Below are 11219 nucleotides of genomic sequence, written 5' to 3' on the forward strand. Positions count from 1 at the left end.
GCGGAAAAGCGCACGTCATTACAATAATTAAATTCAAGGCAGGAATAATATGAAAATCGAAAAAAATAAATACGTGTCCATTCACTACAAGCTTACAGATGCAGAGGGAAACGAACTTGATTCTTCTGTCGGAAAAGAGCCTTTGGGCTACGTTCATGGGAACGGAATGCTGATTTCAGGACTTGAGGCTGTTCTTGAAGGAAAAGAGCCGGGCGAAAAATTCAAGACGGTCATTGAACCGGCTGATGCATACGGTGAATACAATGACAAGCTCGTTACGGAAGTTCCGCGCACTCAGTTTGAGGACGGCGTTCCTATAGAAGTAGGAATGGCATTTCAGGCGCAGACTCCTGACGGAGGATACATTATCGTGCGCGTTGTTAATGTAACGGACGATAAGGTTGTTGTTGACGGTAACCACGAACTTGCAGGAAAACAGCTTACGTTTGACGTTGAAGTTGTAGACGTGCGCGATGCAACGGAAGAAGAACTTAATCCTTCCTGCGGATGCGGCTGCTGTGGCGGTGACTGCGGAGGAAACTGCGGCGAAGGCGAATGTGACTGCGAGGGCGGAGACTGCAACTGTGATGGTGGCTGCGGTTCCTGCAAATAATAGCTTTTTTTTGAACAGTCTGCCGGACGGAAAATTATGATGTCCGGCGAACTGCCTCTTTTTTGAATGGCGGATTTAGCAAGTGGTGCGGTGCATTTTAGAAACCTAATGTTTCTGCAATGAACCGCGCGTTTTCCTGCTTTGTCTTGTCTTTTGTATCAATAGTGATGTCTGCAATCTGCCGGTACGTTTCCGTGCGTTTTTCGTAGAACGTATGGAACAGCTTGCGTATTTCTGCTTCCGTTTTCGGATTTTCTTTTGCAATGTAGGCAGGAAGGTTTTTCCAGGTACCGTCTTCGTTTCGTTCTGCCTTTTTAAGTATTCTTCCTGCTGCAATGTTTTCTTCTACGTTTATAAATACGAATTCACCAAGCTGTCTTAATTTTTCCAGTGCGGGTGCATTTTCGCATATACCGCCGCCAGTCGCAATTACAACTTGCGAATCCTTATATTTCTGCGCTGTCTGAATGCAGGCGTTTTCTTCCGCCTCCATAAATCCGGCAGGACCGTTTTCGTTGTACAGTTCGCGAGGTGTTTTGCCGGTCATTTCTGTAATCACTGTATCTATGTCTATAAAAGGACAGCCTATATGGTTTGCAAGAAGTTCTCCCTGCGTTGATTTTCCCGAATGCTTTATTCCTAAAAGTATTATTGACTTGTTTTTCATAAAATCATTATAACTTTCATAATTGTAAAAGTCTACTTTATGATGTATTCTAGAGCGTATGAATGTCTATATGTGTCTGGCACTCTGCTGCCTTCCGTTTGTACTTTGTTTTGTGTTTTTTAAAATGTTTTCTTCTGTAAAAATTTCGACGGAACTTTTTGCAGGTCTGTTCGGACTTCTTGCTGTTCTTCCTATAACGTTCCTTCAATTTTTGATTACAGGCGTAGTGCTCAAGCAAAGCATTTCGTCCGTATCAGGAATTCTTCCGCTTTTTTTAAAGACCGTTTTTTTTAACGGGCTTATAGAAGAATGCGTAAAAATGATGTGTATGCTCCTCATTCCGCGAAAAAAACTTACGTTCAGCCAGTTTTTTATGGCAGCCCTTTTATGCGGCTTGTGCCTCGGATGCTTTGAGTCAGTCGTTTATTTTTTGCAGTATCTGCAAAGTGCAAACGAACGTGGTGCAAGGCTTCTGTATCATCTGATTTTTGCACGGATTTTTTCTTCTGACATAATCCATACATTCTGCGCCGGACTTTGCGGTATTTTCATTTGGAGCTGCATTTCAAAACAGATTGACGTATGGGCTCTTATTTTTGCCGTTCTTTCGCACGGTATTTTCAACTTTTTTGCAAGTTTCCAGTCGAATATAAAATGGTTCTCCGTTGTAGTAATTTTATTCCTGCTTGTAGAAACGCGCATTCATTACGAAAAAAATAAGCCGGCAGAAACGTATAAAAAAGACCCTGTGCCTGCAAAGACAAGCAAGGACGTTACGATAGAATCTGCTTTAAAAGACGCGCCGGCTTATAATCCTGAAAATAAAGGAAATCTCTAAGAAGTCCAATTTTTAGAGATAACTTTGTCCTAAGTGTTACCGGCTGCACGAACTGTTTTAATACCCTTATACATCATCCGTACGGATAAAGTTTATTAGTGCGGTGAGGTTAATTATCTTTTGAGCTGCGGCTGTTCTTTTGGTGGCTCTGCCTGTCAAGAAGCATATTGCCATAGCATTTATGCATGATGCTTTCTACGTTGCAGAAAACATTGTCTGTAACTGAATAGCCTAGTGAACAGGTAAGAACTTCCGGCCTGCTTTTTGAGAATTTATAACATTCTGTGCGAATTGACTTAAATAACTGCGGGATTTCATTTTCAAATTGCGACGGCAGTACAAAAGCAAAAAGAGAACCGTTAAGACGGAATACTTCAATTTTTTCAGGATATTGTATATTTTCGGCGGACCGGCATAGGCTGTTCCGTAATATTTCTGCAAAATCTTTTATGTAACTATCTGTCTTTATGATGCCGATTTTTTTATTCAGCATTTCAAGATTTTCTATTGAAGCAGCACAAACAAGATGCATGTCGGATTTTTTCTGAAGTTCCCCTGTAAGATGCTGAATGAAAATGGATGAACGCTTGCAACCAGTAATTTCATCGGTGTAGGATTTCTGCTCAAGATTTTTTATGATTTCAGAATAAAAGTCAATTTTTGAAAGAAAAATGAAGTAGCCGTAAAGCTGATTGTTTCTGTCCTTTGTTTCCTGTTTCTGTGCATAATATAATTTTTTGTCTTTTTCACTTGAAATGTAGAATTCAGAATCGGAGGCAGGAGAATCAGGAATTCCAAATATTTTAAGCTTTGCGTTCGGAAAAATCGTTTCAAAACTGTCGAATTTCTTTACTTTAATTTCATAGTCATCAAGGAATTTTTTTCCTATGCTGTTTACCTGAAGGAATTTCATATCGGCAGTGAAAATAAAAACTGGAAGTCCGGAAAATTCATAGAAACTTGTCTTGCAGATGTTCGCATTCATTTCATTTTTGTCAAAATAGACTGCAGCAAATGAAATTGAACTCATAAAAAGAAATGCGAAAAGTTCGAAAAATGAAGAAAGATTTTCAATATTCTGGTGACTGAAGTTTTCTGTGTAAAGCCTGTAAAAATTCGGAATGAAAAAAACGATTATTCCGATTGTAGTAAGCATTGTAATCCGCTTGTTTTCTTTGGGATTTTTGATGATGTTTTTTGTAAAAGTACCGATTGTAAGCGAAAGCAGCAGATAGCAGAAAAAACAGTGCGCAAAATATAGTCCGCGTTTTTTGAGCATATAGTCCTTGAACGGCAGGGAAAGCGTGTCAAGGTAGCAGGAGTCCAGATTTACAATATACGGATTTACCCTGAAAAAGATAAACGAAAGAAGCGTAATGATGATTGAAATAATCGGAACAAGATAAATAAAATTGATGAATTTATAGTGATTTTCCGCAACGAGTGATGTTGATAAAAAACAGTACAGGAAAACAGAAGCGCAGGCAAATTCGCTGAATACGTATACTAAAGACCTCATCAGGATGACGATTTCAACGTCGGAAATTTGAAGCTGAAGTCCGCTGAATAAATACCACAGTCCAAGCGCTCCTTCTGAAAAACCAAAATGCCGCATAGGCGAAAAACGCGTGCTGTTTTGAATGAGGATAATCGAATACGTAAGGCAAAGTGCAGATATTAAAAGCCTGAGATTTGTTTCCAGCAGTTCGCTCATAATTACTGTTCTACCCGGTAACTTTTTATGACAGACTCAAAATAGCTTCGGTTTTTGTCATAGGCTGACTTGAAGACCGCTGCCGTAAGAAAATAAAATACTTCGTCAGTTCCGGCGGTAAGTTTTTTTATGTTTACGGTTATGTTTTCGGCGGACGGCTGATAAACAGTGGAACGCACCGTACAGCCGGAAGCGTTGTTTTCAATTTCAACGGATTCCCAATTGCAGTAGGAATTTCCCGTGCTTTTAAGAAGCGTCCGCAGTACTTCAGAAGAGGCTGTTTTTCCGGAAGCGGCTTTTGCGCCGGAAGGAACGTTAATTGTTCCGATTGAAATTACGGCCGCATTCTGGCAGAACCACATATTTTCCATTGACCGCTGCCAGCATTCATCAAGCGAAATGCGCTGTCCGTCAGAAAGTTCATATTCCGTAATTTTAGATTTTTTCGGCTTTTTAAATGAATGTTTTTTGTCATTATGATTTTTAGGGAAACCCTTGAAATCTTCAAACGTAGTGTCTTCGGATGACTGAATTCTTCCTGTGGTTACGACGAAAAAATCCGCAGTTCCGCGTGCATTTTCGATTGCCTTTATGTTGAAAAGAGGAACTGTGCTGTCGTAGATGACGGTAACCGTTCCGCCGAACTGCATAAAATCTTCTTTTACTGCCGTTCCTGTAAAAAGAAAGCTGCTGCCCTTTGTGTTTTCCGTAGATTCGGAAATAAGTCCTGCCTTTATTCTCCGCGCATTCAGTTCGTAAAGCATATCGTGAATGTAATTTATTATTTCGCCGTCGTCCGGCGTCCGCGCAGAGATTATTTTTTCTCCAGTAAGTTCAATGTGTCCGGCATCCGGGTCAAGCGTAACGTATACGCGCACGTTCATCTCCGGCGAGCTTTTTTTCGGGTCAAAAGGCGCGTAGTATCGGGCGGCATACGTTTTTTCGTCATACATAAGAAAACCGATGTATGATTCGCGCTCAAACGTTTTGTCCTGGTAATATACGAATTCACCCGGAACATCGCTTATTGAGGGTGAAAAGCCGGGAAGGGCAGAAAGGCGGAGCGCGGTAAGAACGGCTAGTGCAGGGAAAAGCAGCGTTTTTTTCATAGCAATCCTTATTTACTAAGTTCTGCAAGTTCCGCGCGGACAACTGCAGCAGTTTCTTTTGCTGCGTCTGCAAGCGGAACAAGGCGTGCGTCGGCTTCCTTGCGGAGCTTGATTTCTACGTTCGGGAGATTTTTTTCACCTACGACAATTCTTATCGGAAATCCGATTAAGTCTGCATCGTTGAACTTAACGCCCGGGCGTTCATTTCTGTCGTCAAGCAGAACTTCAATTCCTTCTTTTGTAAGTTCATCGTATAATTTGTCTGCTGCCTCTTTCATTGTACCGTCGTATTTTACAGGAACTATTACAACCTGATACGGAGCAGTGCTCATCGTCCAGATAATTCCCTTCTCGTCGTGGTGTTCTTCGATTATTGAAGCAAGCGTTCTGTCAACGCCGATACCGTAGCAGCCCATAATCGGAGTGACAGGCTTACCGTTTACGTCAAGATACGTTACGTTCATTGACTTGGTGTATTTGTCGCCGAGCTTGAAAATGTGTCCAAGCTCGTTGCCTTTTTTCATATAGAACGTTCCTCCACAGTCCGGACATTTGTCTCCCGGTTTTACTACGCGTACGTCTGCCGTCATAAACGGAACAAAGTCGCGTCCTGGTTCTACGTGCATATTGTCAATGTCTTTTGTTCCGCCGCCTGTTACGGTGTCGTGAAGTTTTACGTCAAATGTTCCGTCACCACGGGAAACCATAACGCTTTCGTCTGCAAGAAGCGGAACTTTTGTAAGTCCGACAGGTCCTACAAAACCGTGCGGTGCGCCGGAATATTTTATTACGTCTTCCTGTTCTGCAAGTTCAACGCCGCTTGCCTTTAATACGGCGGCAAGTTTTGTTTCGTTTACGTCAAGGTCTCCGCGGATTGCAACGGCAATGAAACTTTCCGGGTAGTAAGGTGCGGCGGTGTTTTCTTCCTCGCGTCTGAACGATTTTCCGCCCGGCGCATCGGTGAAGTCCAAAGTACTGTTATATACTTTGTAGATAAGCACTTTAATGAACTGTGTTGCCGGCATTTTGAAGAACGTTTCCATTGCGGCAATAGTTTCAACGCCAGGACAGTCTACTTTTGAAATCTGTTCCGTTGCCGGAACCTGCGGTTTTCCGTCCTTGTCAAGCGCTTCATCCGGACGACAGGCTGCCTTTTCTACATTTGCCGCATACGAACAGTTCGGGCAAAGAATAAGCGTATCGTCACCGACTTCGCTTTCTACCATAAATTCTTCTGAGCCTGAACCACCCATTGCGCCGGTGTCTGCCTTTACGGAAATTGTAGAAAGTCCCATCCGCTTAAAAATCCTGCGGTATGCAGCGGCACATTTTTCATAAGATTCATCAAGGGATTTCTGGTCAGCGTCAAAAGAATACGCATCCATCATTGTAAATTCCCGGCCGCGCATTACACCGTATCGGGGACGTATTTCATCACGGTATTTTGTATTAATCTGATATACGATAACAGGAAGCTGCTTATAGCTTGAAAGACCTTCTCGAATGAGGACGGTGAATGCTTCTTCCGCAGTCGGACTTACGACCATATCCTGACCGGCACGGTTTTGTGCAGTAAGCATTTCGCCGCTCATCTTGTCCCATCTGCCAGATTCTCGCCAGATATCGCCCGGAACGACTACCGTCGGCTTCATTTCAAGAAGTCCTGCCGCATCAAGTTCTTCTCGGATAATATTTTCTACTTTTCGCAGGGAACGAAGGCCCAGCGGCATATATGAATACAGCCCGTTTCCAAGTTTACGGAGCATGCCTGTTCTCATCATAAGCTGATGGCTTGAAATAACTGCATCGTTTGGAGCATCGCGCAGCGTCGAAATAATAGTTTTTGTAGCTTTCATAATGCGTTTATTTTATCCATATTATTACTTCATTTCAAGATTGGACATTTTGTTATTTTATATTTATACTGTTTCTATGAATGAAAACGATGAAGAACGCCTGAATGACAGTTATGATGAATTATGTTCGCTGATTGCCGGAGTGAATGATGCCGCTTTTTTAAAGGAATTTTTCGGCTGTCTTTTTACGCCTGCGGAACGCAAGGATTTTTCCGAACGCTGGCTGCTCGTAAAGGAAATTGATGCAGGCGTAACACAGCGGGAAATCGCAAAAAAATACAATATGTCGCTCTGTAAAATTACGCGTGGCTCAAAAGAACTGCGCAAGGAAAACAGCGCATTCCGTAAAATGCTTGATATAGCAGAATCAAAAAAATAACTGTTTGCCATACCTTTCATTTCTTATTGTGCAAAAAAATACTAACTGCTATAATCATAAAAATTTTGCAGTAACAGGAGTTTTGCGTATGCTGAAAGACCGGCATTTAATAGAACCAGGAGACCTTTCGGTTTCTGAAATCAATGAAATTTGTTCTTTGGCTGAGCAGATGACAGTTGATCCTATTTCTTTTCAAGAAGTGTGTCGCGGGAAAATTCTTGCGACACTTTTTTTTGAGCCGAGTACCCGGACGCGACTTTCTTTTGAGGCTGCAATGCTTCATTTAGGCGGAACGGTAGAAGGTTTTGCCGATGCTTCATATACGTCATCTACAAAAGGCGAAACGCTTGCCGACACAATCCGCGTAGTTTCTTCCTATGTTGATGTAATTGCAATGCGTAATCCAAAAGAAGGAGCTGCGCTTCTTGCAAGTAAATATTCTTCCTGCCCGATAATCAATGCCGGTGATGGAGGACATTCCCATCCTACGCAGACACTTACTGATTTAGTTACAATCCGCCGTCTTTTGGGAAGCTACGAAGGGCTTACCGTAGGATTTTGCGGTGACCTGAAGTTCGGGCGGACGGTACACAGCCTTACGCAGGCACTAAGCCGGTACAAGGGAAATAAATTCGTGTTCATAAGTCCTAAGGAACTTTGCGTGCCGGACTATCTTGTAAAAAATGTCCTTGAACCGAACGGCGTTGAGTACCGTACTGCAGAACGGATGGAAGACGTTATCGGTGAACTTGACGTTCTGTATATGACTCGCGTCCAGAAAGAGCGCTTTTTCAACGAGCAGGATTACATCCGCCTGAAAGACAGCTACATTCTTGACAAAGAAAAAATGAAAATGGCAAAAAGTCATATGATTGTCCTGCATCCGCTTCCGCGCGTAAACGAAATTGCGCCTGAAGTTGACGACGATCCGCGCGCCGCTTATTTCAAGCAGGTGAAATTCGGAATGTATGCCCGAATGGCGCTTATCTCAAAAATTACAGGCTGTCTGTAATCAGGAGGAAAATTGAATGCTGAACGTTGATACGATAAAAAACGGAATTGTAATTGACCATATCCGTGCCGGTTCAGGCTGGCGGATTTTTCAGTGGCTTGGACTTGACAAGTCGCCTTTCTGTGCGGCATTGATAATGAACGTTCCGTCAAAAAAATCAGGGAAAAAAGACATTATCAAAATAGAAAACGTTATGGACGTAGATTATTCCGTACTCGGTTTCATTGACCCGAATATCTGCGTGAATATCATAGAGGACGAAAAAATCGTCCGCAAGGTGAATATGGAACTTCCGAACCGCGTGCAGAATGTGTTTAAGTGTAAAAATCCTCGCTGCATCACCGTAACGGAACATTACGTATCGCCGACCTTCCTTCTTGTTGACAAGAAGAATGCAATCTACCGCTGCGAATACTGCGATACGCTTTATCAGGCAGGCGAAGGCATCCGTACGCTGGAATAGGAATAAAAAATGAATCACGCGCTTTTTATCTACAATGCAGCCATTCTTGACGAATCTCTTGACGGGCCTGGTGCAGTGCTTATCGTTGAGGGAAAAATCCGTTCCGTATTTCAGGGATATTTTACCGGCGCAGAAACCGTAAAGTCGCTTGCCGCGGCAATTCTTGCGGAGGACGGCTACGAAAATAATTATACGATTTCGTATCTGGACGCAAAAGGACTTACTGTTACTCCGGCATTTATTGATATGCACGTTCATTTCCGGGATCCCGGCTTTACGCAGAAGGAGGATTTGCTTTCCGGGCTTCGTGCCGCAAGTGCAGGCGGCTACGGAACTGTAGTTACAATGCCGAATACAAAGCCGGTAATTTCCAGTGCGGAACAGGCGCTTGAAGTAAACCGCCGTGCCGCTGAAATCGGTTTGGGAACGGTAATTCAGTCCGTGAGCATTACGCGCGATTTTGCAGGAACAGACACGGCTCATCTTGACGAGCTGGACAGACATTCCGTTCCGCTTATTACAGAAGACGGACACGATGTTGCGTCAAGCGCCATTATGCTTGACGCAATGACAAAAGCATCTGAAAAAGGAATTATCGTTTCCTGCCACAGTGAAGACTGCTCTCTTGCGGCGGCGGCGCGTCCTCACCGGGAGCGTGCGCTTGAAATTATGCGCCAATACAGTCTGCCTGCCTGGGGCGGAAATTCAGAAGCAGAGGACGTTCCTGAAGAGGCCCTTGAAGAAATAGAAGATGAAATTGAGGAAGCAAATGCGCTTCTTGCACTTGCGGAAAATGTAGCGACTTCCCGTAATATTGAAATTGCGCGTCAGGCAGGGTGTCACGTGCATATCTGCCACATCAGCACTGCGGAGGCGATTGATTCCGTCCGTGATGCAAAAGAATTTTTGCGTGATGAAGCGGCGGATTTTTATGCAGATATGGCAGTTTCCGCGTATGATGCAAGTCTTGAAAGCCGTCCGTTTGTGCCTCTTCCGCCTGCGGAAAACGGATTTTCCGTTACGTGCGAGGCAACTCCTCATCATATTGCGCTGTGCGGCACGGACGAACCGTATATTCGCGCGTTTGTAAATCCGCCACTGCGTACTGAAGAAGACAGAATCGTTCTTCTTGAGGCAATCCGTGACGGTACGGTAGACGTTATTGCAACGGATCACGCTCCGCATACGCTGGAAGATAAGGCAAACGGAGCGCCTGGCTTTACCGGCATAGAAACGGCTTACGGCATCTGTAATTCTGTACTGGTAAAGGAAGGGCAGATTTCTGCAAAACGACTGAGCCAGCTAATGTCTGCAAATCCAGCGCGTATTCTTGGGTTGAACAAAGGTCTTTTGAAGAGTGGCTATGATGCAGACATTGCACTTGTAGACCCTGATGAACGGTGGACAGTTGATTCCGGGGAATTTTTCAGCAAAGGAAAGGCAAGTCCGTTTGACGGAAGCATTCTTACAGGAAAAGTAAAAGCGCTTTTTACGGCCGGAAGAAAAATATTCGGATAGGAAAAACATTCTTTATAAAAAACAGGCAGAGGGAGGAGAGGAAAGAGGGGGATTTCAAGGGAGAGGGAGAAGAGGGAGTGTCTGTAGGGGGCTTCCTTGCTTTTATATTTCAAGTTTATTGAATTCTTTTTTCTTTTATGATACATTTTCAGCATTGTTTGGAAAGATGTCCGAGCGGTTTAAGGTACACCCTTGGAAGGGGTGCGTACCCACAAGGTACCGGGGGTTCGAATCCCCCTCTTTCCGTAATTCTTTTATAAAAAAGTCTTTTTTTAGAAAGAGCCTTTTGATGAGTCCAGGTGCTATGCAAGTAGCCTCTGCAAAACTCCGCCAGATCGGGAACGAAGCAACGGTATGCGGACGGAAACTGTGCCGTAGATTACCTGGGCTCTTCAAAAGGTTTTTTTATTCGCACGAAATATTTAATTCCCGGACAGAATAAAGCGCATATCTCAAATAGTGTATACAGTTAAATAAGGAATTTTTTTGGACATAAAAAAAGGTCTGTTTGAAACAGACCTGAAAAATTGAGACTGACACGATTCGAACGTGCGACCCCCACCTCCGCAGGGTGGTGCTCTAATCCAGCTGAGCTACAATCTCATATTGTTTTGTAACAGCCGAAACTGTTGGGTATTCGGAGGCGACAGGAGTTGAACCTGCCCAGCCCTTTCGGAACTGACGGATTAGCAATCCGTTGTATTACCGCTCTACCACACCTCCAGCTATCGGAGCGAGAGGGATTCGAACCCCCGGTATCTTGCGACACAACGGTTTTCAAGACCGCCCCAGTACGACCGCTTTGGTATCGCTCCAAAAGATGTAACGAAACAATACCAAAATACAGAAATTAAGTCAAGCAAAAATTCCTTTATCTAAGAAAAAAGTTTTATCTGATATTATAAAGTTTGTTTATTTTTAGTTATGTTCTATAACCACTGATGATAAGGCCCATTCTGTCTACGAAAACCCCGGGACGTTTGTACGCGCGATTTCTATCTATTTATTAATTTGGAGGAATTTGATGAAAAAATTATTCGCTTTCATCTC

General features: G+C 43.4%; 10 protein-coding genes, 4 tRNA genes and 1 other RNA gene. 8 read left to right on the forward strand and 7 right to left on the reverse strand.

Going from position 1 to position 11219, the window contains the following annotated elements:
• Positions 1-49: 49 nt before the first annotated feature.
• Complete coding sequence (locus tag B5D55_RS10655) at positions 50-613, forward strand: FKBP-type peptidyl-prolyl cis-trans isomerase (protein WP_078933996.1); 564 nt, start codon at positions 50-52, stop codon at positions 611-613.
• A gap of 97 nt (positions 614-710) precedes the next feature.
• Here B5D55_RS10655 and B5D55_RS10660 read toward each other — a convergent pair whose 3' ends face one another.
• On the reverse strand, positions 711-1280 hold the full coding sequence (locus tag B5D55_RS10660; RefSeq protein ID WP_078933997.1) for a shikimate kinase: 570 nt from the start codon (positions 1278-1280) through the stop codon (positions 711-713).
• A gap of 58 nt (positions 1281-1338) precedes the next feature.
• Here B5D55_RS10660 and B5D55_RS10665 point away from each other — a divergent pair, with 58 nt between their 5' ends.
• Complete coding sequence (locus tag B5D55_RS10665) at positions 1339-2118, forward strand: PrsW family glutamic-type intramembrane protease (RefSeq protein WP_078933998.1); 780 nt, start codon at positions 1339-1341, stop codon at positions 2116-2118.
• A gap of 109 nt (positions 2119-2227) precedes the next feature.
• Here the strand turns inward: B5D55_RS10665 and B5D55_RS10670 are convergent, their stop codons facing one another.
• The 3 genes from B5D55_RS10670 to B5D55_RS10680 are packed head-to-tail and all read right to left on the reverse strand — an operon-like array spanning position 2228 to position 6797.
• Positions 2228-3832, reverse strand: coding sequence for a histidine kinase N-terminal 7TM domain-containing protein (locus B5D55_RS10670; RefSeq protein WP_078933999.1), 1605 nt, complete (start codon positions 3830-3832; stop codon positions 2228-2230).
• Between the two features lie 2 nt (positions 3833-3834).
• Entirely contained in the window at positions 3835-4941 is a 1107-nt protein-coding gene (locus tag B5D55_RS10675) for a DUF7954 domain-containing protein (protein WP_078934000.1), read from the reverse strand.
• Between the two features lie 8 nt (positions 4942-4949).
• Complete coding sequence (locus B5D55_RS10680; RefSeq protein WP_078934001.1) at positions 4950-6797, reverse strand: proline--tRNA ligase; 1848 nt, start codon at positions 6795-6797, stop codon at positions 4950-4952.
• A gap of 76 nt (positions 6798-6873) precedes the next feature.
• Between B5D55_RS10680 and B5D55_RS10685 the strand changes: the two genes are divergently transcribed.
• The 6 genes from B5D55_RS10685 to ffs all read left to right on the forward strand — a co-directional run bounded on the left by B5D55_RS10685 (position 6874) and on the right by ffs (position 10561).
• A complete protein-coding gene (locus tag B5D55_RS10685) occupies positions 6874-7176 on the forward strand; it encodes a Trp family transcriptional regulator (protein WP_078934008.1) in 303 nt (100 codons plus the stop codon).
• 88 nt (positions 7177-7264) lie between these two features.
• A complete protein-coding gene (pyrB, locus tag B5D55_RS10690) occupies positions 7265-8188 on the forward strand; it encodes an aspartate carbamoyltransferase (protein WP_078934009.1) in 924 nt (307 codons plus the stop codon).
• A 16-nt stretch (positions 8189-8204) separates the two neighbouring features.
• Entirely contained in the window at positions 8205-8651 is a 447-nt protein-coding gene (locus B5D55_RS10695) for an aspartate carbamoyltransferase regulatory subunit (protein ID WP_078934002.1), read from the forward strand.
• Between the two features lie 9 nt (positions 8652-8660).
• Positions 8661-10169, forward strand: a complete 1509-nt coding sequence (locus B5D55_RS10700) for a dihydroorotase (RefSeq protein WP_078934003.1) — start codon at positions 8661-8663, stop codon at positions 10167-10169.
• Positions 10170-10329: 160 nt separating this feature from the next.
• Positions 10330-10415: transfer RNA gene (locus B5D55_RS10705), tRNA-Ser, on the forward strand.
• 47 nt (positions 10416-10462) lie between these two features.
• An RNA gene (ffs, locus tag B5D55_RS10710) (signal recognition particle sRNA small type) lies at positions 10463-10561 on the forward strand.
• 136 nt (positions 10562-10697) lie between these two features.
• Here ffs and B5D55_RS10715 read toward each other — a convergent pair.
• From B5D55_RS10715 to B5D55_RS10725, 3 genes are all read right to left on the reverse strand, one after another.
• Positions 10698-10772: transfer RNA gene (locus B5D55_RS10715), tRNA-Arg, on the reverse strand.
• A 35-nt stretch (positions 10773-10807) separates the two neighbouring features.
• Positions 10808-10892 (reverse strand) — tRNA-Ser (locus B5D55_RS10720).
• A gap of 6 nt (positions 10893-10898) precedes the next feature.
• Positions 10899-10984: transfer RNA gene (locus tag B5D55_RS10725), tRNA-Ser, on the reverse strand.
• Between the last annotated feature and the right edge of the window lie 235 nt (positions 10985-11219).

The sequence above is a fragment of the Treponema porcinum genome (assembly GCF_900167145.1).
In the GTDB taxonomy this organism is placed as follows: Bacteria; Spirochaetota; Spirochaetia; order Treponematales; family Treponemataceae; genus Treponema_D; species Treponema_D porcinum.